Below are 25,769 nucleotides of genomic sequence, written 5' to 3' on the forward strand. Positions count from 1 at the left end.
CATATTAAGTTGCGTTCTTTGCCGTTGAAGAATCAAGCAAATCAAGCTCACAACCACAACGGCTACAATACATTGCATCAAGATCATGGCCTGACTTATGGCACTGGTTACAGGAGCGTAAATCTCGATGGCGCCCAACCTCTTGGGATATTTCAGCCGTCAAAATCCCCGTAGGAATAGCAATAATCGAATATCCCAATAGCATAGTAAACGCCGCTATCGCTTGGCCCAATCCTGTTTTGGGCGTGATATCGCCATAACCTACCGTTGTAAGTGTCACTATGGTCCAATACACAGATTTAGGGATAGAGCTAAAGCCATTTTCGGGTCCTTCGACTACATACATCACTGCGCCAAGCACCATAATGATCAAGCTAACCGAAAAGAAAAATAAAAACACTTTACGACTAGACTGTATCATCGCCCTTAGCAGTACATTCCCTTCGCTTAAATAACGCAATAGCTTAAGTACACGAAAAATTCTAAAGAGACGCAATACTCTGATCACGAGAGTCAAGTTTGCACCTGGGATAAAGAGCGATAAATAAGTTGGGAGTATGGAGAGTAAATCCACAAGGCCATAAAAACTACGTGCATATAACACTGGATGAGTTGCGCAGTACAACCTTAGCCCATACTCAATAGTGAAAATAATAGTAAAGCCCCATTCCAAGAATAGAATGAGATCTCCATAATCCCGATGAACAGTTTCAACCGTATCAAGGAATACCAACCCGACACTCAACGCAATACAAATCATCAAAGCAATATCAAAGTAACGTCCTGCAGGCGTATCAGTTCCAAAAATAATCGTCCGTAATTGGCGTTTTAATGGGGTTTCGCTGTCGATTTTTTCAGGTAATGATTCAGACATAGGGGCAAAAACTTCCTTGAAATATCAGATGTAACACACTAATAACTCTCTCCAGATAGTCAGAGTCTGACACGCAATCACACACAGCTCAAAATTATCTACTCACAGCACAAGAAATTTGCGGTATGATGCGCGAAAAAGACCAACATTTGAGTCACTTTTTCGAGGAAGATATGCGTATTAACCTACTTTCGACACTGACATCCATGACTGTGGCAATTGCAGTCCTTGTTTCTCCCCATGTGTATGCCTCATCGAGCATAGGTAAAGTTGATCTTGTCGTTATCACTAAATCTGAGTCCAATATGGCCTTACTACGTGATGGCAAAGTACTAAAACAGTATCGGATTGCGATGGGAGATTTACCTGCTGGACATAAACTTAAAGAAGGTGATCAACGTACACCACAAGGACGCTATATTCTTGACTACAAAAAACCTGACAGTGCCTACTACAAATCAATTCACATTTCCTACCCCAATGAAGAAGATAAGCTAAGAGCTAAAGCCCTAGGTATCAAACCGGGTGGAATGATCATGATCCATGGTCAGGATCCCAAATCACCATTATCGCCAGCACAAGCACAACAGTTCAATTGGACTAACGGCTGTATCGCCCTCACCAATGCTGAAATGGATGAACTATGGAAAGCCGTTGATGAAGGCACGCCGATTGAGATTTGGCCTTAAATTTGATCATATAGAATATACGAGTTTCAGAGCGCCGAAAGTGCGTTTCCATGCCGTTAACATCAGTCCGCTGAATTCTGCATCTTCAGGTGGTTTGGGGATATATAGCTAACGCCCAATACAATGGGCGTTTTTATTTGCTCGTCATATAGCGTTGCCACAGGAGCCCTAATGTCACACTCAAAGGGAACTCAACTTGACTCCCAATACTGCAACTCGCATCGCCAGCCTCCGTTATGATGATCTCATAAAAAGCTGGCCTGCATTTGAAGCCAAAATTTTACATTTACTCGCCACATTAGGTTTAGCAGACAAAAATCTTGAATGTGATCATGTGGCACTCAGGGTTAATTCCATTGCAAGTGCCGATGCCCTTCGCCATGACTTTAGTCAACTGGGTACTGTTATCTCTGATAATCAAATCAACGGTCGGCCTATATTGATCATCGAATTGAATTCACCACTCACCCTAGGTACGTTTTCTATTCCCTGTGTTGAACTGCCCTATCCTAGCGATAAGCACTATCCACAGGAAGGTTGGGAACATATTGAGCTCGTTATTCCCTCAAACGCACAGGACTGTGAAACCTTGAGCCAAGATCTTCAAGCAATCAGCCCTATTCTCAGCTCGCTATTATCAGGGGAAATTGAGACGTCAAAGGGGGCAATTAAGCTGAAAATGAGTTCACCTAAGGGCGATAGGGAACGCTTAGCCAATCCGACCATCGCCTTTAAGCAAGGAGATATTTGCATCAAGCTACATCCACATGGGATAAAAACCGTTATTGCTAGCGAGCAAAATGAATATGCTCAAGCGAGTGCGCTGACCATAAAGTAGGAAACGGTGCATCTATTTATCAAACTGCGCACTATCGAGATTCAATCGTCTATTCATTGAAGCACAGGAAACAGAATATGAAGTCCCATAAAAACGATGTGCAATTGCTAAAGTTTGCCCTAGAAATTGGTATCGGTTATGCCAAAAAACGCGGATTTGATGATTTTGAACGGGGGGTCTCTCCCAAGGACAAAGTGGAATGCATCTATCGACTCCTCGTTACCGATAATCTTATTCAACCCTTAGCAAAAGACAAAGAGGATGGACCCAATATGAAACATAAATTGATTTTGTGGATCACCCGTCAGTTACCTGCAGATCATCCACTGTTAAAATAATTCTTTTACACTCATCCGTTGAAACGAGATCTGAAAATCCAATTGACTAAAAATTAACAGTCAATTGGATAAAAGTGGTGCAGTACTGCACCATTTAAGTATCGAATTTAATCCTTTTTAGCCGATTTCTTTGCTTTCTCATTTGCTAACACTGTTGCCATAGGCGGGACTATCGTGGTGGGATCGAGGCGCATTTGATACCAATTCAAACGCCAATCTAAATGTGGACCATTTGCGCGTCCCGTGGCCCCGACTTCGGCCACAGCTTGACCTTGTTTTACGGTTTCACCCGCTTGGACATAGAGCTTACTCAAATGCAGAAAACTCGAGCTCACACCATAACCATGGTCGATCACCATAGTCCCACCGGAATAAAACATATCGGGAACAGATAGGCTTACCACACCATCAGCAGGAGCCACAACAACAGTACCGGTTTTTGCTGCCACATCGACACCAAAGTGAGGGTTACCGGGTACATCGTTATAAATTCGTTGGCTACCATAAACGCCTGAAATGCGCCCTGTCAGCGGCCAAATAAACTCCTGCAAAAAAGCAGTCTGTTCACTAAATGTCGCTCGCGCCGCTTTTACCTGTGCTGTATCCTTAGCTGCTCTTTCCTGCGCAGCAGGATCAGGTTTCATAATTTTATGACTAATACCTTTAACACTTTGGATATCATATTCCCGCTGAGCAATAGTCAAAGGCTTAACCTCGGTTAAACCATCGGGATAGACTAATGTTAACTGTTGATTAAGTTCTGCATCACGCTCAAAACCGAAGGCAAAGTGACCGTTCGGAGTCACTCTTAACGCTTCGCCATTTAAACTGACTTGAGTGCCTGCGGGCACTTGTCCTCGAATAAGCGCGCCCTGTTCAAATTTGCCCTCAAAACTCACCTGAGCATTCGCATTTGTCATCATAACGAGCATGCTTAATGCTGAAAAAATAATGCCATTTACGACCTTTGGTATGCTTTGCAGGTAAATCAATCGCTGAAAAGCAACACAAGACTGACCTAGACTGCGTGGTTTCAGGTAATGAAACATCTTCACAAAAATCCTTATTAGGTTGATTAAATACGACAGCAAACCCTAGTGTTTAAACTAGGTGGATACACCTTTAGTCACTATGGCCCCCTTACCAACGCCCTCATAGGCCACCACAGTAAACTGGCTAGTGGGCACTTTAGCCGCCAATGTGGTTGCCATATAATCGGCTAACAATTCAACCGTAGTGTCATGGGGGATCAGATCACAACATTCTTTTGGCATTGCTAACTGAAAATCGCCTTGAGGAGCCTGATAGTGAAATCCATAGTGGCTACGATTAGAAATACGGGTTTGTGGTGATAGGTTTAAGGTGTTGACGGAAACTACATCTTCTTCACTACCCAAGTAAATATCATGCCAACGCTTAGCCCAATATTCATCCCACTTAGGTGCAGGAACGCCATTTTCGAAGACATTCACAGGACTACGATGCCCATGGGCAATACGTTGGCAATTACCGTCATGTTTACGTAAACCATGGCTGTAATGATAGTAGGGCGAATTGAGTACCTCGTGCCTTAGGGTCAACGTAATAGCTTCAACATTGGCAGGTAAACTTTCCCGTAGGGCTTTTTGTAAAAAGGTATTCACACTTTGAATATCAATTTGTTCTGTTGGCACTAAGGCAAACGCCTGTGACGGGCAAGCTAAATGGATTTCACCCAATGCGCTATCAAAATCCATCCATACTCTATCGCCCTGCTGCTGCCATCGCACATGGCTGCACGCAGTGGGCACAAGTAAACGATGATCGGCCACCGCATCTATCGTTTGCTTAATCGTACGTTTTACCTTCGCAAAATCGAGCACCATATTTTGCTCGTCGAGACCACCTTCAAGCAGTACATCAACAATCCAACTTTCCCCCACCATGCCACGCTTAGGGCAAAGGTAGGAAAAATCGATCACAGTTAATTCTTTTACAAACAGTTGCATTTTCTCTCCTCGGCGGAAAAACAGTCCACCTTTGTATCCGGTAGCACCACTTAGCAATGGCCAAACATGCTAGATTGAATGGCGTTAAATCCATCCACGAAATGGGATTCTAATCAATTCTGCCCTCAGTCGCGACAAATGAATCGGTACTACAGGTCATTTTGAGCAAACAAGCTAAAATGAAGTGATGGTATTGATTATAAAAATAGCGGTTATCTGTTGAATCACAGCTAGCGTGGCAAAATGACAGCACATGGCTGGAGATATTCATCGCTCACAGAAATACAACATCTAATTTGTCGATTAGCAACTAAAACCCTAACCGGCGCGACATAAACCCTATCTAATAAATGAAGCAAAAACAGCGTATTAGATCACAAAAACTTAATCCGTAACAGCGATAGACCCAATCGAAACAAGGCGTTATCACTCTGTAAAATTAAGCGTTAGTATCCCCCCCGTAAACCATACAAAAACCAAGGTTATATAGGGAGAAACAAGATGACTAAACTCACATCTATCGCTATTTTCATCGCAGGTATGTTTGCCTGCACCCATGCCATCGGTGCAGAGCCCATTGAGGTGATCACCGCGGCTAAGATCACTGAGCCAGAAAAAGTCGAATTAGGTAAAATGCTATTCTTCGAACCACGATTATCAAAGTCTGGGTTTATCTCTTGTAACTCATGTCATAATTTATCGACTGGCGGGGTTGATGCACTACCAACGTCAATCGGGCACCACTGGCAAGAAGGTCCTATTAATTCGCCCACAGTGCTTAATGCTGATTTTATGCTGGCTCAATTTTGGGACGGCCGCGCAAGTGATTTAAAAGAGCAAGCTGCGGGCCCGATTGCCAACCCAAAAGAAATGGGCTTTACCCATGAACTTGCAACTGAAACGATTGCCTCTATGCCTGCTTATCGAGCGCGTTTCGCTAAAGTCTATGGCGATGAAACCGTCAGCATTGACCGTTTAACCGATGCTATTGCCGCCTTTGAAAAAACCTTAGTAACTCCCAACAGTCCCTTCGATCAATACCTCTTGGGTAAGCAAGATGCGATTAGCGCAGATGCCAAAGCGGGTTATCAACTGTTTAAAGATAAGGGTTGTGTCAGTTGCCATAATGGTCCTGCAGTCGGTGGAACCATGTTTATGAAGATGGGACTTATCAAGCCGTTCCACACAAACAATCCTGCTGAAGGTCGTAAGGGCGTTACTGGCAAAGAGGGGGATAAATTTGTATTTAAAGTACCTACATTACGTAATATTGAACTCACCTATCCCTACTTCCATGATGGTAGCGTATGGACCTTGGAAGAAGCGGTGAATACCATGGCCGATATCCAGCTAGGACAAAAATTATCAGATAAAGAAGTGAAAGAGATGGTCGCCTTCCTTGACTCTTTAACGGGTGATCAACCACAGATTACTTTACCTATACTACCCCCATCGAATAAAGATACGCCGCGTCCAGTTCCTTTTGGACAAAGTGCGCAATAAATTGGTTAAAAAAATCGTTTAATCAAAAAAGCAAATAGGCCGAGAATAATGATTCTCGGCCTATTTTTAAAACAAGATATTAATCTAGGCTATTCGCCTTTTAAACGACGGTCGAGTTGATCCTTTAAGTTTGCTGGCACGCCTTTGATTAAAATCGTGTCTGAAATTGGATCGTAGATGACTCGCTGACCTAAATGCCCCCCATCAAAACTTAAGGTCACGCCACCGCCAGTGCCTGAAAATTTCTTCAATTGGCGCAGAGTCGATTTATCGGCTGGAAACTCTTCGTCGAGATCATAACTGCCACCACGGGCGAAATCGTAGAAGGAGTCCATACCTTGATCGGCTAACTCATCGGCCAAATCTTTGATTTCGATATCTGCACCTTCGTCAAAACGCTCACTGCAATATTCAAACACTTTATTACGGCACTGCTGACGCTCATCTTTAGTGAGATCGCTACTAGCAACAAAATCTTCCACCGCATTCATCAGTGTCTTGTTTTGTGCTTTAGTATTTACCCCTTCGACACAGCCCATAAAATCGAGGAAGAAGTCGGCAACTTTACGCCCAGCGCGGCCGCGGATAAAGGAAATATACTTACGAGAATCTTTATCCGCCTGCCATTCGGTCAAATCAATACGGGCAGCAAGCTGAATATTGTTTAAATCTAAGTGGTTGTTTTGTGAAAGCTCCATATCATCCAATACTGTCATGGAAGATTTTGCGCTCAAGAGTGCCACAAACAGATAATCGCTGGTGATGCTGGTGTAGCAAGACATCAGTAGGAATCCACCTTGACTGAAATCATATTTCGCCAATTCTTCCTGCAACAATTTACTGGCTTGACCTGAAAACTCCACAAAACCTAACTCGCCAGCACGGTACTGTGTTAATGCATTGGCAAAGGCAGGATTGGCTTCGCCATCATCACCGTGAATGCCAAAATAGCCAAATCCCTTCCCCGCTTTACTGGTATAGGTTTGGTGCAATTCGTCCAGCATCACCTCGACCGCTTGTCCGTTCAGCAGGGGTTGAGGACGTAAACGGCAACGCAACTGCCCCTGACTGTCCTGGGAAATCTCGTGAATAATTGCTTGTTCGATGTTAATACTCATAAGCCCTGATAGTGATACTGGGATAAATCCGCTATTATATGCCGCTAATCCATTCCAAAGTGAAACATTTTTTGATTATGGCAATCCAATCCAAATACTCAAACACACAAGTTGAATCATTAATCGCCGAAATATTGGCTGTGTTAGAAAAACATAAAGCCCCTACTGATCTAAGCCTGATGGCGCTCGGCAATTGCGTCACCTATTTGTTAGAGCGTAAAGTACCTAGCGAATCACGCCAAGCGGTAGCTGAGCAATTTGCGAAAGCACTCGCACAATCGGTCAAATCCAATTAAGTTAGTTGGGTTATAATCGCCAAAAAATAAGATACAACGTCTTTTAGGAATAAGCGGATCACTATGGTCGAGCGTAAAAAGCAAATGAGCCGCGATCGCGTTTCACGGCTCATCAACTGGGGACATTGGTTTGCCTTCTTCAATGGCTTATTAGCTATGATTATAGGTACCCGATATCTGAGTAGCGTCGGTTATCCAGAAACTTGGTATGGCTGGATTTATCTCACTGTAAGCACAATTGGCCAGTTCAGTTTTCTTGCTTTTATTGCTTACTTGATCTGCCTATTCCCACTGACCTTAATATTACCTTATTCAAAGATATTGAGAGGCTTAGCGGCAATAATCGCGACATTAAGCCTGTGTATCTTATTATATGACACCATTGTTTATGCCGATTATGGTATACATTTAAGCCCATTTGCCTTTGATTTAGCATGGGCAGATCTCAATGCACTACTCCATGGCACATCTTACATTGTCACCCCACTGGCCATTATCACCATCGAGCTCACCCTTGCCAATTTTTTGTGGAAACGCATAGATAAGCTCCAAAAACTGAATTTAGGCAATAAGGTTATTGGCTTTGTAGGCATCTGTTTTATTAGTAGCCACTTAATCCACATTTGGGCCGATGCTGCCGATATCACCGAAATAACCCGTTTCGATGAAGCTTATCCTTTGTCTTATCCCGCAACCGCTCGCTCCTTTATGGAAAGTCATGGCATCGATGGTTCATCCCAGAACAATGACGGAGTACGAGTGCTCAGCTATCCAACACAGCCCTTGCTATGTCAAGCTGACACACAAACCAACGTATTGATGGTCGCCATCGACAGCTTACGTGCTGACATGGTTGACCCTAAGACTATGCCATTTTTATATCAGTACATGGAAAAGAACCAGTCGTTTACAGAACACTACAGTGGCGGAAATCAGTTTAGAACGGGCATGTTCTCGCTCCTTTATGGCATTCAGGGCAGCTATGGTGATGCCAGAGTTTTTAATAGTACGAGCCCGATAATCACTAGAAGCTTCCAACAGGCGGGTTATCAGTTAGGTCTTTTTATCCCTGAAACTAACTTAAATCTACGCTCAGCCCAAGCTATGTTTAATGATTTTAATACTGTGATAGCCAAAGAAGCGAATGGCAGTGCTGATGCTGACTTACATACCGTCGCCAGTTTCAAAGAATGGCACGGCATACAAAATAAACCTTGGTTTGCCTTAGTCAATCTAAAAGCCCCTGAGAATTTTGATACCCCCGTAGGCTTTTTAGGTGTTGAAACGATAAAGGCCAATCCCAACTTAACACCGGCGCAAAAAATACTCTTTAATCAATATCGTCAATCACTGTATTTTATTGATAAACAGCTACAAGCCATCCTAACCGATGTGAAAAATGATACTTTAGTGATTATTACAGGTGTAAACGGCAAGATGTTTACCAGTAATAGTGATGAGGCCATGCGCAATTTATCACCAGAAAGTATCAAAGTGCCCTTAGTGATCCACTGGCCTAATGCAAGTGAAGCTAAGGTTAAATATCGCACAAGCCACTATGGTCTCGTGCCGACCCTAATGACCCATGTGTTAGGCTGTACGAATAACACGACCGACTATAGTGCAGGACGTAGTCTATTAGAACCTAGCAAAGAGACTTGGATTTATATTGGTGATAGCCGCATTTTTGCGATTTACCAACAGTCAGAAATCACAGTGATTGACAGACATGGTAAATACCGGATATATGATGAAAATTTTCAGCATCGACTGCGTAAAAAAATCAGCGCACCCGAGTTAATTGAAGTTATGCGAGAAGGTAGACGTCTCTATAATCATTAATTAAACAATAAATAAAAAGCCCTAATCCAGCAATGGCTTAGGGCTTTTTAGTGATAAAGCATCAAGATTGAAATAACCAGTCGCTCAGCCAACCTTAACCGTTGAATAGCGCTCCAACCAATGGGCATAGGAGGATGGTAGCACCCAAGATGGACGGTCTATCTTTAATATTTGTGCCGCTTGATAAGGCCAATGCGGATTAGCTAAAAACGCCTTGCCTATCATCACTAAATCCATTTGTTCATTTTCAATTGCCGTATTGGCTTGATGTGGATCATCCATCCCCCAGGAAGTCGCAACAGGGAATCCCACCTCCTTACGCACCTGAGCTGCAATAGGCGCTAACAATGCAGGACGCCATGGAATATTGGCTGTTGGGGTCGAAAAACAAATGCTCACATTTAGCATATCCAAACCTATCTGCTTGAACTGTTTAACCAATTCAATTGATTCTGATAAGGTTTGCTCATCTTTGTCATCAAATTCAATCACTCCGAAACGTGCCGTTAAGGGCAGATGTTGTGGCCAAATCTCTCTTACGGCTTTAATCGTTTCTAATAGGAATCGTCCACGCCCTTCAGCACTACCACCATATTGATCTGAACGCTGGTTGGCATAGGTTGAAAAAAAGCTTTGTGCTAGGTAACCATGGGCAAAATGCAATTCTAACCATTCAAAACCAGCGGCTAAGGCGCGCTTAGCTGCCGTCACAAAATCGACTTTAACGCGCTCAATATCTTCAACGGTCATCTCTGTGGGCACTTTTGATAAGTTAGCCCCAAAAGCCACTGGAGACGGTGAAATAGGTTGCCACGCTTCAGCCTCACCATTGGCAATATGGTCATCCCCTTCCCAAGGAATGTTGGCACTCGCCTTACGTCCAGCATGACCAATTTGGATCCCTGCTACAGCACCAGCACTTTTAATTGCATTCGCGACTTTAGCTAAACCAGCAGCTTGCTCATCGTTCCAAAGTCCAAGACAACGGGGAGTAATACGTCCTTCAGGGGACACTGCGGTTGCCTCAACGATGACAAGCCCTGCACCACCTCTAGCAAGGCTAGTGTAATGCACTTGATGCCACTCATTGGGAAGCCCTTCTTTGGCTTGATATTGGCACATAGGAGCAACAACTATTCGGTTTTTAAGGGTGATATCTTTAAGTTTAAATGATGAAAATAGATCAGCCATGGGGATTTAATTTCCTGTATCCGTCGAATGTTCAGAATGAATGACGACAGCCTAATCCCATCATGCCATAATTAAAAGCACTCTTAGATTATAGGTTTGATAAGATTTCATTATGATAAATCCACAATGGTTACACACATTTGCCGTTTTAGTCGAAAAAGGTAATTTTACCCGCACGGCAGAAGCCATTGGTATAACCCAAGCGGCAGTCAGCCAGCATATCAGTCGCTTAGAAGAAGAATATGGCACCTTATTTTTACGACGAACGCGCCAGCTTGAAATAACGCCAATAGGCGAAAATTTACTCACCTATGTAAAAGAAGTAGAATGCGCGGAAAAACGCTTACGACAAAAACTGATCAAAGATGACACCGACGTCGGTGATATCAGTCTTATCACACCAGGAAGCATAGGCTTAACACTTTTCCCATTGTTATTGGAGTTACAAACTGCTTTTCCCGCCTTAAATATACGACACCGCTTTGCACCAGATAACGAAATCCTAACATCCGTTCTAGCCAATCAGCATGAAATTGGTATGGTGACGTTAAAGCCCTCCGATCCCCGGATTTTCAGCACTTACTTTACCGAAGAACCTTTAGAGTTAGTCGTACCTGCCGGCCATAAAATTAACACATGGCAGGACTTACAACGGTTAGGCTTTATCTCTCATCCTGACGGTGAAGCCATGGCCATGAGATTACTGACCCGAAAGTATCCTGGTTGTCCCAATATTCAAGAGCTCCCCTGCAAAGGGTTTACCAATCAAATTAGCCTTATTCTTGAACCTGTTGCTAGAGGCTTAGGCTTTACCGTTATACCAAGATATGCACGTAAAGCTTTTGAGCGGCAAGAAGATATTTATGTAGTGGAATGTGGCATCCAAGTGGTTGATACCATTTGGCTTATTCACCGCGCAGAATGGCCCTTGTCGCGTCGAGCCCAAAAAGCAGTCGAGTTCCTTAAAAGCAGAATATAAATGCCTAATCTTATACCAATCGTATTAAGGGTTGACTTAACATTTAATTTGGCCTTGCAAATCAAAAACTCATTTATCAGTGTAAATATCAATACAAACAAAAAAGCCTATAAACTGTTAGGTTTATAGGCTTTTTTACTCTTATATAAAGAGGAATTTGGTCGGTATGAGAGGATTCGAACCTCCGACCCCTGACACCCCATGATTGATTTGCTAAATTTAAAAAGTAACGGTTAATCAATATGTTAAATCAATATTATTAATAAAATTTTACTTGGATAAATTCCTTATTTTTATCTAGCTTGCGTTTTCTGCACACTTTGTTTTCAACGGCTTATAAGGGGTTTGTCCCCTTTTTGTTGCATCAACAGCTTCTTAGTAATTCTAATTTGATTCAGTTTTTGAAATACCATTTACCCACATTCCCACTCTCGATAGTTAGCACTTAATTTGCGGTAAACATCCCCAATCAGTTGTGTACTGCGGTGTTAGTAGTTCGCGGCGCATAGCCCATTTCTGATCAATGCCTTGCGCAGCGAGGAATAAGGTATCGCTACCATAGCGGTGATTAACACTGTCGAGGGTTCGCATTAGTTGAGGTTTGGTGGTTGGTGCATTGAATAGATCAAATTGACGGTGTTTTTCACTGACTAAATCTAACAAGCCCACACCAATTTTATAATAGCGTACCCCTTGCCTAAACAATTTAGGGGCAGCAACACTCATAGCACGGGTGAGTTCAGCGCTGCAATTAGTGGCACAGGAAAAGTTGACTAATGTCTTGGCCCCTGTTGGCTGTTCATCATAGGGCGAATTATTGGCGAACAGCAGCATGGTTTTACATAACGAACCTTGCCTTCTGGCTTTAGCGGCAGCAATGCCAATATGCTTGCTTAAGGCTTGGTGGAGTTGTTGGTAATCAGTGATACGTTCGCCAACACTGCGAGTTGAGAAGATCTGCTTTTTATCCGCCCTCGCCTCATCCCATTGCTTGCAAGCTTGGCCATTTAGCTCTCTTACAGTGCGCTCTATTTCAATACTAAATTGTTTACGAGCCAAACCAGCAGGCATACTTGCCAGATCATAAGCGGTATTAATTTCCATTAGCGCCAGCTTTTTACTGATCCTACGGCCAATTCCCCACACCTCGCCCACTTCAACCGACTTTAAAATAGCGATTCGGTCTGGCTCATTATCAATTACGCAGACACCGTTATAACCGGGCAATTTTTTTGCGGCGTGATTTGCCAACTTTGCCAATGTTAAAGTGGCACCTATCCCGACACAGACAGGTAAGCGGGCTTCTTTCCATACTGCGCGTCGAATTAACAGCCCTCGTTCATATAGTGACTTGATCGAAGGGCAATGCTTAAAGGATAAAAAAATTTCGTCAATGGAATAGACATGCTGCTCAGGTGCAAAACGGCCGATGATATTCATCATTTTGGTGGAGAGATCGGCATAGAGTTCATAATTGCTTGAACAGGCGATCACCCCCAATTTTTGGCACTGTTCCTTTAGTTGAAAGTAAGGGGCAAATTTGGGGATCCCCAACTCCTTCGCCTGACGATTAGCTGCCACGATACAGCCATCGTTATTGCTAAGGACAACTATGGGTTTACCTCGCCAATCAGGGCGAAATACCTGCTCGGCGCTACAATAAAAACTGTTGGCATCAACTAGAGCATACATTTTAAATTAGCTAGTGTAGGGTTGGTGCGATGAAAACGAACTGAACTCACTACAACGCCTTCAACACAAAAGGTATCGTAATCATGGATTGGCTGAGGCTGATGCTGTTCATTTGCTGATAGCAGTAAACGGCGAGTTTTATCGATAATTTTACAAACAAATTCGCTGTTAAAATTAGCGACGATCACATCACCATCTCTGGCAGTTTCAAGACGATCAACTATCAACAAATCTCCCCAATAAATTCCAACGCCCTGCATTGAATCCCCTCGAGCAAACCCCATAAAGGTAGCGTTGGGATGCATAATCAAGAGTTGATCTAAACTAAGGCCAAGCTGGCGATACTCTTCAGCAGGGCTTTCAAACCCCGTGAGTCCTGCACTTGCATAGATTGGTATGATACGCATAAACAAAAGAACACTGGTTAAACATACAGTAATTCTAGCAGCAATCATACAGCTAGCAAGTATTCAGTCAGAAATTTTCGCCCGCATAAACTCTTCACCATAAAGCTCATCTCGAATGATCACTATGCTTTTGTCTGCATGTACACCAATACGAGAATTAGGTAGAGCGATAATTTTGATATCTGGTAAGTGGTTACCGTTTTCATCATAGATGTTTTGCAGCATGATGGATTGGAACTCTAATCTCTGAACGATCAACATATGACCTCCGTGTCTAATGGGTACAGAAGAAGTGTAGGATCATTTTGGGTGTCTACATAACTCGAAAATCACCTTGAATAGCTTTGAAGCTTAATTTGGATTATGGTGGCTATAAAACCAAGTTAATTGCAGAAAAAATGGGGTTGTAACAGATTGCAAGATAAAGATTTTTTTCTAAAAGCAATTTACAAATAAATTATCAAATTTAATGAAACAGAGTTGTATGTTCCCCGGTTTGTATATACAGTTTGTATATACAAACAAGATTTACTTGTGTATAGTTCGCGTTCTTAAGACGCTAAGGAGGGTGTTAATTGAGTTTGCAGTTCTACATTTCTAAGACCGTACGTGCAAAACTTCATGAACGGCATAAAGTAACAGAAAGAGAAATTTTTGAGTGCTTTTTTAATAGAACGCATGGTTACTTGCAGGATAGCAGAGAAGAACACCTCACAGATCCTGTAACGCTATGGTTTATAGCTGAAACAGACTTGGGAAGGATATTGAAAGTTTGTTTTATTCAAATTAATGAAGGGATTGAAATTAAAACGGCGTATGAGCCATCTACAAGAAATGCTATTGACTTCTACTACAGAATAGCCAAAGAATGTTAATTTACATTGGTATAAGTTAAAAGCATAAAATAGCTTTAAAATCAGAAACTAAGTGAATATAAATACAACTAGGAGTGAAGCCATGAGTGACATGACTCAAAAAATTGATGGCACTGCTGCTAACTGGGAAAATGAAGTGCTTGGAAATGACGAGCAGTTTGCAGTTATCGCGGAAGGTGTGACTTCAGAGTCTGTTGACGATACGCTTGCCTTGCAAATGATCTCCATCAGACTACAAAAGTCTATGATTCAAGATTTAAAAAACATTGCCAAAGCCAACAACTTAGGAGGATATCAACCCCTAATAAGACGAATTTTAGAAAGATTCGTCGAGGCAGAAATGAAAACTATCGCACGTGAAGCTATGGCTAATTCTAATCAGACAGAAGTCACATATGAGAGAGAACGTGCAATAGCATGTTAAGTCATATGTAGATAAGTAAAAAAGCCCGCAAAGCGGGCTTTTTTATACCTCTATCTCCACAAATGGCAAATCGGGTGCGCTGCCGAGTACCCGACCATCTTGCACGTACACATGGTCGCCAACTGTAGCGGTGCCAATGGCGCGGATGGTGTGGCCGCTGGCGCTGCTGGCGGTGACAGTGCCATCGGCATTAACGGCAGAAACGAGCATGATCTGCCGTGGTAGCACCAAGGCAGATTGAAGTTGTTTAAGCATGGGGACCTCGCAGATAAGGGCTAGACTCTAGATTCTAGAATCTATAAGGGCACAGCCCGCTCTAACTTTCTAACGGGCTGATAAGTGTGATGCTTTGCTCGATATCGATATCGCCACGCTCGCTTACAGTCGCGCGGATAGTCCAGCTATCGCACACGCCTTTAAACACTTCGCTGTTGATGGTGACACCAATTAACATGCCAGGCGTTGCGGGTGGTAAATCCGCCATCACGGGCATCGACAAATTCACACTCAACTTATCACCCGTTTCGGCCAGTGCATTGGTGCCGGCTACGCGCGCGGCTTGGTTATCAACAATCAACTGAGCGCTGATATCAGCGGCAGGGATATTGCCCGCACTGCCTGCGCGTTTAACTTTGGCGCTAATGCCCTGCTGTTCTCCCCGCAGCCACACCACATTACACAATGGATTGCGGCTAACTGAATCGCTATAGCTAGTGATCACCGCATCGTGCAATGCCAGATCTGGCACTGCAGTTGCCATTTCCCACGGTGCAGTAGGCCAGCGCGGGACTATAGTCAGCTTTTTGGCCGCATCATCGGTTAAGATCATGCAGCCCAATTGCCCTACCGCCTCGGCTACTGCTTCAATAGGCGTTTTATTGCCCACGCTAAACGCCCCCGCTGGAATTGTAAAATCAGGGATGCCGCTTAACTCTACCGTCCAGCCTGTGGTTTGCAGCAAATCCCCCAACAAACCCGCAAAGCTGCGGGCGGTAGCGTTGGTGTAACTAAGCGGCAGCTTATAAGGAGCAGCTAGTTCTGCAACGCGGGAACGGCCTGTGCTGCTATATGTTGCACTGCCGAATACTTTACTTACGCTTGGCTGTTCAGCAATCGCGTAAAACTCATAGCCGTTAATGCTGATTAGCAATAGCTCATTGTGAGCTCGCTCTGCATCAATGCGGCTTGAGAACTCCAAGCTCACAGCGCGTGCCCACTGACCACGGCTGTGGCTAATGTTCACGCTGCTGATCACAATCGGTAAATCGTCGGACACTCGCACGCATGTGATCGTTGGCTGCATTAAGTAGTACCTGCGAATTTGGGGTTCAATCGGGATTTTAAAATCAAGTGAGGGTAATACTGGGCTACTGTCAATTAGCCCGCCGCCATCGTCCCAGTAGCAATAATTGGGTGATGCAGTAAAGCGCAGCACAACGGGGTTTGCTGTGGCACCAAGCGGCTCATTAAAGCGCAGCGTGACTTTACCAACGGGTGGGCGGTATTTAGTTGAGCACACCCAGCGTGGCTCGTGAAAACCCCATTTGATTGATTGCTCTGTATCAACAGCTAATCCACTGTATTTAATTATCAAATCTGTTTGATGCTGCTTACCATCTATCCAACTAACATCTATGTTTGACTGATGTGCTGCAATATCTAACCAGTTGATAACCGTGTTATACATGTGATCAACTGGTGTATTCCAATCAAAACTAATTGCTGTTCCGTGGGATTCAGGTATTTGCCAGCTTACTGCGGTATCTGTACGCATCTCATCATTGATTAACCAAACAAAATCTGCATGTAATCCAATTGATTCATGCGTTCGATAAGCAATGCTGTGATCAACGGATGATGGCACATCACTCGTATACGCTGACTCAAACTGTATTTCATGATCTGCTGCAAACTCGGCTAGCAACAACGCTTGTTCTACTGCATCGAGTGCGAACCAACTTATGCCGATCTCAATGCCAAATGTGGTATCAACTGGTATAGCATTAACTGCAAAATCAACGACGATAGTAACGGGAATAGTAACGCCAACAGCGACCGTGACAGCGGGCGTATCATCACCAAATCTCAGTGTTATTGGCGATGTTGCAGACACCCACGGTTTAGTAAATCGCAGGATGATTGCCATGGGTTAGATCTCGATATAAGTGGTGTTAGCCTGCAATATAAAATTACTGGGTTCTGTAATAGTTTGAGGGGTTATAGCTTGTGACAACACGAACACAGTCTCATTCCAATATCCAACGTGGGAGATAGTCACGGGTTCGCCAACTAAGATAGTTACATCGGCAGTTAATGAGATACGGCCATCCTCGGGGGCGCCAAATGCAACCACTCCACGCTCTGCATCAATTTCACCCATTGCGCCGTCAGCACCAGGACTATCAGTGTGCAAACTCACATGAGTAATAGTGAACACCGCAAGCATGGTGTTTTTGGTGGTAGTAGTTATCATGGTAATATATTTGTTACACTCCCATCAATGACCTGCGGTTGAACACCATCCGCAGTTGCAATGCTATACACTAAGTCTCGGTCAGTGATTGCTACAACCAAATCATTTTTGGTTACATAACTGTATGGCACAATGATATTTTTAGTACCTCCTCCACTTAAATTACCTAACATGAAAATATATTTATAAATGTAACGATCAAATATCAGGATTGATTCAGCATTGATATCCACATCAACTGCAATCAATGCCTGATAAAATCCAGTATTTACACCACCTTTCACATGCACCTTACTCATACCATTCACCGTTAGTTTGCACATAAATATGAGGTGCAATGCGGCCATAACACACATCGTAGTTTACACCGTCAACAGTGAATGATATTGGTGTTGACTTACCATAAAATCCTGATAAACGACTATGAAACAAACCCGGCACAACACCTTTACAAGCGGGTAGTATGAGGTTATCTGTAGGTGCAATAGTAACGGTCAATGGATGGAAGATTATTGGTAAATTTAAATCTGAAATATCAATAGCTAACGGTGTACCAGCAGTATTTATGTTCGCATCAGTATATGTGGTATTGGCACCACAACCGTCATTTGCATAGACACCACAAACTACACTGTTTATTGCGTTCGTACAGAAATCCCCTTGTGTATATGTTGTACTCGCAGAATCAGCCATAGCGTTACTACTGCCGCTACCACTAACCATTGTGAATATATGTTGATCGTTTGGTGTAAAGGATTGTAAATCACCGATCCATAGTCTTTTCTGGTGAGAAAAGAAAGTTGTAGTTAATGTATTAAATACACCCTCTTGCATGACGTAGAATGATCTTCCGCAACCGACTACAGTCCAACCCGTAACTAAAGCACTATTGTTAGTCGTAGCAAAACAGCGATACCCTACTTTTTCAATATACGTATCTAATGCTGTAATCTGTTTTGCAGCAGTAAACCGCACTAGCTGACCCACTACGTCACTACCTGCATGAGCCTCAACCTGTACAGCGCCACCACTGCCACCATCGGCAGATGAATTGCGAAACACCATTTTAAGTTCGACCAGACTACCAAAATCAAGTGTCCAACCCAAAGGTGATTTACTACCATAACCATCTACTAAACATGCCTTTAAAATTCTTAACCAATCGCTAGGTTTGGTCGGCATACCAATAGGAGCACCTACATCGGTATGGCGATAAACCGTTACTGGTAATCCCATTATCTTCCCCTATTAAGATTCGTTGCCGCGGAACGCTAGCACGGCGCGGTCAGTGGTGATTTGTGAATGACCGCTTTGCACTGTGCGCAGTAGCATCACGGGTTTTGATGCTGCGAAGGTTTTAAAGCGGATAGCTTCACCCGCATTCCAGCCGCCACCAAACGCACCTACGCGGATGATAAAATACGGGGCTAGAGTGAGCGGGTTAATAGGTGCAAAGTCGTTTAATGTGTCACCCGTGGCGATTTGCCCAAGCCTACGTCCAACGCACCGAAACACTGTTGCTGAGGTGAATATCAATACCCAATCTTCGTTTATCGCAGTGTTGTTGAGCACTTCAATCGGATAATCCACAGCGTTTAAATTGCCCGTGGCTGGCGTGCCATCTAAGTCCCAGTTGTTAGCCCACGCCGTCATATCGCGTACGGGGCCAACGCGGGCTTGTAAATCACCGAGATTTTGCACACTCGATACATTTGCGCCGATGGGATATGTTTGGCTAAGCGGCGAAGCGAGTACCAGCGATTTTTTACGCACCTCAGTCACTAGCGCGACTTCGCCTATCGTATCGGTGAGGATAAAAGGCGCGGTAAAACCGCTAAAATCGCTATTGATAGTGACAACACCTGTCTCTTTAACCCACTCGTAATGAGTGTTAGCTAGCGTCCAGAGTGATTTGCCTTCGGCGTCAGTGATATCAACAAAGCGCGCATTGGCGCGAACTGACTTGGTTTGCGCTGGCGCAGGGCTTGATACTACTTGCACTTGTGTATCTTGGACTGATACTGGATTCCACGCAGTGAACGCCTCTACTACCCCGCCGTTTTTAATCCGCAAAGGGTTTAAGCCGTAGAGTTCTGGCGGTGGTGATAGCGATACTGTTTCGCTAATGTCATAACGTAGCGTTTTTAGGTCCACGTTCTGAGCAAAAGTCAGTGATACGTTAGTCCCTGTGATAGTGCCAGTTACCCCTGAGCCAGTGATCACGCCATCACTATCACTTGATCCAGACAACAGCGTGTCACCCGCTGCGTTACTCACTTGCACATAGAATGTGTCGAGCACTGGCGCATCGGTCACAAGGGCAAAATTAGCAATATTGTCAGCACTGGTTGATGACTCAACTAAACTGCTATATGAGATAGTGAAGTCACCTCTGCTGTCTAAAAACTTAGTGGGTACGCCAGTTTCATAATCTAATTGCACTAAACGCACACTCGCCATTGCATCAACAAAGTTGCCGTCTGACGTTTCGGTTAATATGCGTGCGCCATGGACTGAGTTAGTGAATGTAATCACCATCTTCGTTGAACCCAGCGTTATCTTTTTACCCGCTGGAAAGCTGCCGCCGTAGTTGAACACATCGTATTTTGATGCAGAAATATATTCGATAGTGATTGCAGAGATATCGTAAATACTGAGATTGCTTACCGCTGTAAATGTAACAGTAGTGCCAACGATTGACCTATTCCACGTTGCTAATGAGTTGACCACTTTAGGTGCTAAACTCAGCCCAGTGTTAACAAAGTCATTACTAAGTAAATCAGCCAATTCAAAGATATAAGTTTGTTGACCTGCAATATATGGCGTGCTCGCAGTTTTAGCGATAATGCCGCCGCTGTCTGTGGTGATGCTGTTGCCAGAGAGAGGATTTACTGTTTTAACTTTGGGTAAAAGTTCGCTCACTGTTGACTCAAGCATGATCTCATTGCTTGATGAAGATGCAGCAGTGAGTTTGCTTACACCGTGATATTTAATGCCATCGTTATCGCTAGTTAAACGCATTTTAGTACAACCCGTTTCACCACCAATGTTGACATTAGTGTCTGGCGTATTAAATGGAATAGCTGGTTTGAATCTGGCAATGCCCGTTGCACCGCCTGTGACAGTTTCTAATATCTCGCAAAAATGCTCGAAGCGTGGATAAAGCGCATTTTCAGCCCCAGTGTACTCAACTGAAATAACAATCTTTTGGCCCTGCACCAGCGTTACATTTGACCAATATTCTTGGCCGTTAAAAAAGTAAGATGATTGCAAATAAGCGCGTGGGAACGAATCTTGCCCTGCTAATAATCCGATCAAGCCTTTACGGATCAACTGTCCCGCCCGAACTGAGGATTCCAGAATCTCAACCATATCAGTCATGCGGTCGGCATCGTCTAGCGTGTCAGCCTCAGCGATTAACATGCTCACTAAATCATCGGTTGGTTTTTGGCTGATAAATACATGTGCGTCGAGCAACACTGATGTATCTGCAGTATAAAGCGCGGGATAACATTTAACGATATCAACAGCGCTTACTGCGTGGTCGATATCTGATATTGCGCGAAACAGTTCGTTAAGCTTGCCAGACTCAACCGCAAGCTTAGTGCGCTGACCGCCAGCGTCATCACTTGAGCCAAGCTGTTCTGGCTTAAATACTTTTAAATCGGCACGGGTGATAGTCATATGATATCCAAGAATAAATAGCTAAAAGCTGGATCCACGCGTTCGCGAGGATGACGGCAAAGCCTAGTACCTAGGGCCTAAAACCTAGAACCTTAAAAATTACATCGTTAAAAACTTAAGGGTGACGTTGGTTAGCTGCGGATAGCCGGCTACCTCATCAAACACATCTTCGCCAGCGATCGGTGAGGATTGGGTGTTATCCCAAATCACGTTGTAATCAGTGCCCTCATGCGCAAGAGTAAAAGCGGTTAACGTGCTGGCAGCATGGGCCTGTAATTGCTCAAACTCGCTGCGCGCAATCCAGCCATCTTTGGTGCCTAAGGTCATGGCGTGGCCTGCGGGAATGGCGGTTTGCTGCACCTGCGGCGCACCGTTTAAAGCACGCTTTAGGTTGGCGGCAACGCGCACCTTTTCGTTGCGGTTTAGCCACAGCAGATCGCCGCTAATCGCGATGGTATCGATGGTGGTCATGGGGTTCCTTGTCTAAAGAAGGTGCTAGGGGTAAAGCCTAGATGCTAGGTCCTAAAAGCTGGATCCCCGCATTCGCGAGGATGACGGCAAAAGAGTGAAGTCTATAACCTAGGGCCTAGCACCTTTTTACCCGCCTATCGATTGCAGCCGCTTGATCTCCGCGACTAGCTCTGTCACCAGGCTGCGCTTCATTTGGGCATCAAAGGTACTGTTGCCCACTTGCAACTTAAGCACTACAGCATCCGAGCTATTGCCCACCGGGGCATTTGCGCTAGGTGTGTTTGTGGTGGTTGTAGTGGTTTGCGTAGCGGCTTTGGCGCTAGCTGCAGCGGTGGCAGTTTGCTGTTTGGCCTCAGCTTCGCTTTTGGCTTTAGCGGCTTTATCGGCTTCTTGCTGGGCTTTAATTTCAGCAGTGCGAAACTCATAAACTTGTTTGAGTGTTCGCTCAGCTTCTTTTAGATCCGCGATAAGTTGTTTATCGCCTGAGCGCTCAGCGGCCGCAAGTTGGGCTTTAAGATCGGCTACTTGCTCTTGATATCGACGCTTTTCGATTTCATCTTGCCGTCCGAGATAACCATCTAACTCATCTTGCAATGATTTAAGCGTGGACTCAGCACTATCGCGCAATGCATCCATGCGTTGTTTTGCGCTAGCCAATGCTGATGTGAGCAATGACATATCCTGGTCGTTCACGAGATCAAGGGCTTTAGTTGCCCGTTCTGCACTGTTGATAATTTTTATGTTTGCGCTATCAGTACTATCTAGTGCATCAACTAACTGCAGCAGTTCCAGTTTTTGGCGATAATATGCGCGCTCAGCAATCTTGCCAGCTTTTTCAGTCTCGAGAGCCCACGTTCGCAAACCAACAAAATCGACTGTTTTAGCAAGCTGATTATTCAGATCTCCAATGGTCCCGTTTAGACCATCAAGCGTCGTTTTTACTTTATCAATCTCACCGACTTCTTTTACGACTTTTTGAGTACCGTAAACAATCGAGTCAAAATATTGAGCCGCTCCCTCACTGAGGGATCTAACACTTTGATAAACATCAGCACCGAGTGATGCAAAATAATCGGCTACCGCAGCTAATCCGGTACCCGCATTTTCGGCAGATTTAACGATGGTATCGAATGTGTTTGATATTACCCCACCGAATGCATCAGCATTTTTTGTTACTGCGCTGGCGGTTTTTTCGGTACTAGCAGTAAAGTTATTTTGGGCAGTGATCACGCGGCTATATTGAGTGACTAGCTTATCAATCTCGCCTGTTAGCCCCATTGCCGCGGCTTGTTGACGTAGACTTGAAGCGACTTGGCCGTCACTCGCTTGGCCCACGTTAAGAGATGCTTGCTCAGCTTTAAGCGCTGTTTCAGCATATTTTAAAAACGCTTGATTTAGCTCGTATGTTGATGCGGTACCCGCCTGAGCACCTTTCTTTACTTCATCAAATGTCTTTTTTGCTTCAGCAGCTTGATCACGCAACACTTTTAGCGTGGTAATGCCAGCTTTAGCCATTGATGCTTCATAGTCGTTGGCGGCAGTGGAGGTTTTTTTAATCTCCGCAGTTAGCTGAGTTTGCGCTTTTGCCAACTCAGCGGCCGCTTTTTTGGCGTTGTCTTGGGCTGTTTTATAGTCATCAACCGATGCTTCGCCCGCAATAAATGCATCACGCACTTTAGTGAGCTGATCTTGCGCAAGCTGATTTTGTTCGGCGCGTAAATTAACGGTAGCGGTAGCCAGCGCAGCGTTTGATTTAGCTAACTGATTTTGTTTATCAACCTGCGATAACTGCACATCTCCAAGTCGTAGTGTAGCGTTTTCAAGCTGAATTTGTGCAGCCTCGAGTTCAGCAAGGCTTGCTTTGCCTGAGTCTTTTAATGCCTTGTAATGATCTTTAGCCGCGAGTTCACGCGCCTTCCACGCATCCACCTCTTTAGTCGCGGATTCATTGGCTTTTTCGGCAGCGGCCACCGCTTGTTGACTAGCCTCGAGTTGCTGCTCAAGCTGGCTTTTAACTGCCGCTTTTACTTTCTCAGCATTATCAACTTGGGTCTGAGTAGTGCCATCCGAGTCTAAACGGATATCCACACCCATTTGTTTAAGGGCGGCTGTGGCATCGCGGGCATCTTGCTTAACTTGATCAAGATAGGCTTTTGATACGGCTTTTAATGCATTAGCTTGGTTTTCAAGTGTTCGCGCTAATTCATCACCGCCAAACGCGCCAACTACCGTTGCCCAACCTTGCAAAATTAATCCAAATACCCCGCTAACAGCCGCGCCGAATGTTGCCACAACGGAAGTAAAAGCATTAAAAACAAACCGCACAGAACCCGCGACAACATTAAGCCCAGTCGCAAAGGCGGTGATGTTTTCCATCATGCCTTTTAGACTTTTTCCACCATCAACTAAAATAGTGCGAAAAAAGTCGCTGATATCTTGTGCTGCGGCTTTAATACTGCCGCTTTTATTCAGATCATCAAATTGGGTGTTGATATCTTTTAGCAAGTCAACCGCGACTTGATACGCGCCAGAGTCCGCGATGATTTGCTTGAATGACTCCCATTTGTTTGAGATTAAATTGAGTTGACCGCTGAGTCGTTCAAGACTTAATGCCGCTTGGCCGTTAGCTTGCCGCCCCATTTCATCAAACAATTGCTTCATTACATCGCGGCCAAGTTTGCCAGCTTCACTCAGCTTGCCAAGTTGCACCGCGTTTTTACCTGTAACTTTTTCGAGCAAATCCCATACAGGAACGCCGCGTTCGACTAGCTGGAGGATTTCTTCACCCTGCAGCTTTTGCTTTGCCCACGCTTGGCCCGTGGCGAGGATGATACCTTCTAGCTTTTCTTGGCTACCGCCTAGCTTAGCGTTGTAATCGACCATCGATTGTAAGGCCCCATTCATGGGGTCGATGCCGAAAGTTTTTAAGGATGCGAACGCTTGCTTAGCACTATCAAGTTGCGTGCCTGTGCTGTTAGCAAAATCTTTAATCCATAGTGTAGCTTGCTCACCCGCTGCGATACTGCCCACCATCGCCGTCATTTGAGCAGTGAAAGCGGCAGACTTATCACCCGCAGATAAGACGGATTTTAAACTTTCCCATAACCTATCAACACCAACATAGGCTGATGCCATTGCAAACAGAGAAGTTGTTGCGGCTCTAATACTACCGCCAAAATCACTTGATGATTTTTTGCTTTCATCGAGCAATTTATTGTGGCGCTCAAGTCGAGTGTTTACACCCTTAAGTGCGATTTCAGCGGCGGCTTGTTGAGTCTTTAAATCTTTACTGGCATCAGCCAGTTTGTTCATATCGATACCGGCTTTATTGAGCACGGTTTGTTGTTTATCTAGCTCCGCTTTGTTGCGTCCAAGGCTAGTGCCGAGTTGATTTAACTCAGTGCGAGCACTTTTAACTTTAAGTGTGTACTCGGCTTTTTTTTGCCCCGCTTTATCAACTTCAGAACCGAGTTGTTTTAATTCGGTTGATTGCTGATCAAGTTCGGTAGCTAACGATTTGGCGCTGGTTTCGGTATTTTTTTGCGCTGTTTCTAATTTTTTTAAATCATCTTTAGCGCGTGAGAGTGCTGCAGCTTGATCTTCACTCGCTTGAGCGCCTTTATCTTGAGTCGCCGTTAGTCGCTCAACTTCGGCACGTGCGGCAGCGAGTTGATCATCATATTTACTGAGTTCCGCAATTGTCTGACTGTATTCAGTTTCAAGTGCAGCGGTTGATAATGCTGCTTCTTTTTGTGCTGACTCTAACTGCTTTAAAACACGAGCAGATTCTTTTTGATCTTGATTAAATTTATCGAGTGCGCGTGAGCTATCTACAAAGGCCTTTTCACCTTTACTGATTGATGACGTGAGATCATCAATCGCTTTGATTGCCGCTTGTTGCTGCTTTAAATCATCCAGGCGTTCGTTTAAGGCTTCACTTTGGTTTGCCAACTCTTGCAATGCCTTTTCTGATTTTTCAGCTTCACTTGAAAACAAGTCGCGGCCTTGAATGATCAGGTTGACTACTTGATCTTTAAAACTCATGGCATCACCAATGGAATAAACAAACCAAAATAAAAAGCCCACA

Annotated in this window: 25 protein-coding genes; 9 read left to right on the top strand and 16 right to left on the bottom strand. The window is 44.2% G+C overall.

Features of this window, described 5'->3' with window-relative positions; genetic code table 11:
- Positions 1–4 precede the first annotated feature (4 nt).
- Positions 5–874, bottom strand: coding sequence for an ion transporter (locus JEZ96_RS11115; RefSeq protein ID WP_011919445.1), 870 nt, complete (start codon positions 872–874; stop codon positions 5–7).
- A 173-nt stretch (positions 875–1,047) separates the two neighbouring features.
- On the opposite strand from JEZ96_RS11115, the gene JEZ96_RS11120 reads away from it, so the two are divergent.
- The 3 genes from JEZ96_RS11120 (at position 1,048) to JEZ96_RS11130 (ending at position 2,739) form a co-directional block, all read left to right on the top strand.
- Positions 1,048–1,563 (top strand): L,D-transpeptidase family protein, encoded by a 516-nt coding sequence (locus JEZ96_RS11120; protein WP_011789060.1) that lies wholly within the window; start codon positions 1,048–1,050, stop codon positions 1,561–1,563.
- A gap of 196 nt (positions 1,564–1,759) precedes the next feature.
- Positions 1,760–2,401 carry a VOC family protein gene (locus JEZ96_RS11125; RefSeq protein WP_128090064.1) on the top strand — a complete coding sequence of 214 codons (642 nt, stop codon included), beginning with the start codon at positions 1,760–1,762 and terminating at the stop codon, positions 2,399–2,401.
- A gap of 77 nt (positions 2,402–2,478) precedes the next feature.
- A complete protein-coding gene (locus JEZ96_RS11130; protein ID WP_011789058.1) occupies positions 2,479–2,739 on the top strand; it encodes a DUF5062 family protein in 261 nt (86 codons plus the stop codon).
- A 107-nt stretch (positions 2,740–2,846) separates the two neighbouring features.
- Here the strand turns inward: JEZ96_RS11130 and JEZ96_RS11135 are convergent, their stop codons facing one another.
- Complete coding sequence (locus tag JEZ96_RS11135; protein ID WP_082785999.1) at positions 2,847–3,671, bottom strand: M23 family metallopeptidase; 825 nt, start codon at positions 3,669–3,671, stop codon at positions 2,847–2,849.
- A gap of 174 nt (positions 3,672–3,845) precedes the next feature.
- Entirely contained in the window at positions 3,846–4,727 is an 882-nt protein-coding gene (locus tag JEZ96_RS11140; protein WP_011789056.1) for a 6-carboxytetrahydropterin synthase, read from the bottom strand.
- Positions 4,728–5,228: 501 nt separating this feature from the next.
- On the opposite strand from JEZ96_RS11140, the gene JEZ96_RS11145 reads away from it, so the two are divergent.
- A complete protein-coding gene (locus JEZ96_RS11145) occupies positions 5,229–6,230 on the top strand; it encodes a cytochrome-c peroxidase (RefSeq protein WP_025007790.1) in 1,002 nt (333 codons plus the stop codon).
- A gap of 89 nt (positions 6,231–6,319) precedes the next feature.
- Here the strand turns inward: JEZ96_RS11145 and yejK are convergent, their stop codons facing one another.
- A complete protein-coding gene (gene yejK / locus JEZ96_RS11150) occupies positions 6,320–7,348 on the bottom strand; it encodes a nucleoid-associated protein YejK (RefSeq protein ID WP_014610744.1) in 1,029 nt (342 codons plus the stop codon).
- Positions 7,349–7,425: 77 nt separating this feature from the next.
- On the opposite strand from yejK, the gene JEZ96_RS11155 reads away from it, so the two are divergent.
- Both JEZ96_RS11155 and JEZ96_RS11160 read left to right on the top strand, forming a co-directional pair.
- Complete coding sequence (locus JEZ96_RS11155) at positions 7,426–7,644, top strand: YejL family protein (RefSeq protein ID WP_025007789.1); 219 nt, start codon at positions 7,426–7,428, stop codon at positions 7,642–7,644.
- A gap of 63 nt (positions 7,645–7,707) precedes the next feature.
- Positions 7,708–9,486 (top strand): DUF3413 domain-containing protein, encoded by a 1,779-nt coding sequence (locus tag JEZ96_RS11160; RefSeq protein ID WP_061783382.1) that lies wholly within the window; start codon positions 7,708–7,710, stop codon positions 9,484–9,486.
- Positions 9,487–9,570: 84 nt separating this feature from the next.
- Here JEZ96_RS11160 and JEZ96_RS11165 read toward each other — a convergent pair whose 3' ends face one another.
- On the bottom strand, positions 9,571–10,677 hold the full coding sequence (locus JEZ96_RS11165; RefSeq protein ID WP_061783381.1) for an NADH:flavin oxidoreductase/NADH oxidase: 1,107 nt from the start codon (positions 10,675–10,677) through the stop codon (positions 9,571–9,573).
- A gap of 112 nt (positions 10,678–10,789) precedes the next feature.
- Between JEZ96_RS11165 and JEZ96_RS11170 the strand changes: the two genes are divergently transcribed.
- A complete protein-coding gene (locus JEZ96_RS11170) occupies positions 10,790–11,656 on the top strand; it encodes a LysR family transcriptional regulator (RefSeq protein WP_011789050.1) in 867 nt (288 codons plus the stop codon).
- 438 nt (positions 11,657–12,094) lie between these two features.
- Here the strand turns inward: JEZ96_RS11170 and JEZ96_RS11175 are convergent, their stop codons facing one another.
- The 3 genes from JEZ96_RS11175 to JEZ96_RS11185 form a co-directional block, all read right to left on the bottom strand.
- Positions 12,095–13,348: a Y-family DNA polymerase gene (locus tag JEZ96_RS11175; protein WP_128090063.1), complete on the bottom strand. Its 1,254-nt coding sequence runs from the start codon at positions 13,346–13,348 to the stop codon at positions 12,095–12,097.
- A complete protein-coding gene (locus JEZ96_RS11180; RefSeq protein WP_025007787.1) occupies positions 13,336–13,755 on the bottom strand; it encodes a LexA family protein in 420 nt (139 codons plus the stop codon). Before JEZ96_RS11180 ends, JEZ96_RS11175 begins: the two co-directional genes overlap by 13 nt.
- A 63-nt stretch (positions 13,756–13,818) precedes the next feature.
- Positions 13,819–14,016, bottom strand: coding sequence for a carbon storage regulator (locus JEZ96_RS11185; protein ID WP_025007786.1), 198 nt, complete (start codon positions 14,014–14,016; stop codon positions 13,819–13,821).
- A 314-nt stretch (positions 14,017–14,330) separates the two neighbouring features.
- Between JEZ96_RS11185 and JEZ96_RS11190 the strand changes: the two genes are divergently transcribed.
- Positions 14,331–14,630: a DUF4258 domain-containing protein gene (locus JEZ96_RS11190; RefSeq protein WP_229781430.1), complete on the top strand. Its 300-nt coding sequence runs from the start codon at positions 14,331–14,333 to the stop codon at positions 14,628–14,630.
- A gap of 82 nt (positions 14,631–14,712) precedes the next feature.
- Positions 14,713–15,054 carry a hypothetical protein gene (locus tag JEZ96_RS11195; RefSeq protein WP_025007784.1) on the top strand — a complete coding sequence of 114 codons (342 nt, stop codon included), beginning with the start codon at positions 14,713–14,715 and terminating at the stop codon, positions 15,052–15,054.
- A 42-nt stretch (positions 15,055–15,096) separates the two neighbouring features.
- Here JEZ96_RS11195 and JEZ96_RS11200 read toward each other — a convergent pair whose 3' ends face one another.
- From JEZ96_RS11200 to JEZ96_RS11235, 8 genes are all read right to left on the bottom strand, one after another.
- Positions 15,097–15,309, bottom strand: coding sequence for a hypothetical protein (locus JEZ96_RS11200; protein WP_025007783.1), 213 nt, complete (start codon positions 15,307–15,309; stop codon positions 15,097–15,099).
- A gap of 61 nt (positions 15,310–15,370) precedes the next feature.
- Positions 15,371–17,200 carry a hypothetical protein gene (locus JEZ96_RS11205; RefSeq protein WP_025007782.1) on the bottom strand — a complete coding sequence of 610 codons (1,830 nt, stop codon included), beginning with the start codon at positions 17,198–17,200 and terminating at the stop codon, positions 15,371–15,373.
- A gap of 3 nt (positions 17,201–17,203) precedes the next feature.
- Entirely contained in the window at positions 17,204–17,527 is a 324-nt protein-coding gene (locus JEZ96_RS11210; protein ID WP_025007781.1) for a hypothetical protein, read from the bottom strand.
- Positions 17,524–17,826 (bottom strand): hypothetical protein, encoded by a 303-nt coding sequence (locus JEZ96_RS11215; RefSeq protein ID WP_025007780.1) that lies wholly within the window; start codon positions 17,824–17,826, stop codon positions 17,524–17,526. Before JEZ96_RS11215 ends, JEZ96_RS11210 begins: the two co-directional genes overlap by 4 nt.
- Positions 17,819–18,763, bottom strand: coding sequence for a hypothetical protein (locus tag JEZ96_RS11220; RefSeq protein ID WP_025007779.1), 945 nt, complete (start codon positions 18,761–18,763; stop codon positions 17,819–17,821). Before JEZ96_RS11220 ends, JEZ96_RS11215 begins: the two co-directional genes overlap by 8 nt.
- 12 nt (positions 18,764–18,775) lie before the next feature.
- Positions 18,776–21,211, bottom strand: a complete 2,436-nt coding sequence (locus JEZ96_RS11225) for a hypothetical protein (RefSeq protein WP_128090062.1) — start codon at positions 21,209–21,211, stop codon at positions 18,776–18,778.
- A 99-nt stretch (positions 21,212–21,310) separates the two neighbouring features.
- A complete protein-coding gene (locus JEZ96_RS11230) occupies positions 21,311–21,682 on the bottom strand; it encodes a hypothetical protein (protein WP_025007777.1) in 372 nt (123 codons plus the stop codon).
- A 126-nt stretch (positions 21,683–21,808) separates the two neighbouring features.
- On the bottom strand, positions 21,809–25,726 hold the full coding sequence (locus JEZ96_RS11235; RefSeq protein ID WP_061783450.1) for a tape measure protein: 3,918 nt from the start codon (positions 25,724–25,726) through the stop codon (positions 21,809–21,811).
- Positions 25,727–25,769: the final 43 nt, after the last annotated feature.

The sequence above is a fragment of the Shewanella putrefaciens genome (assembly GCF_016406325.1).
Taxonomy (GTDB): domain Bacteria; phylum Pseudomonadota; class Gammaproteobacteria; order Enterobacterales; family Shewanellaceae; genus Shewanella; species Shewanella putrefaciens.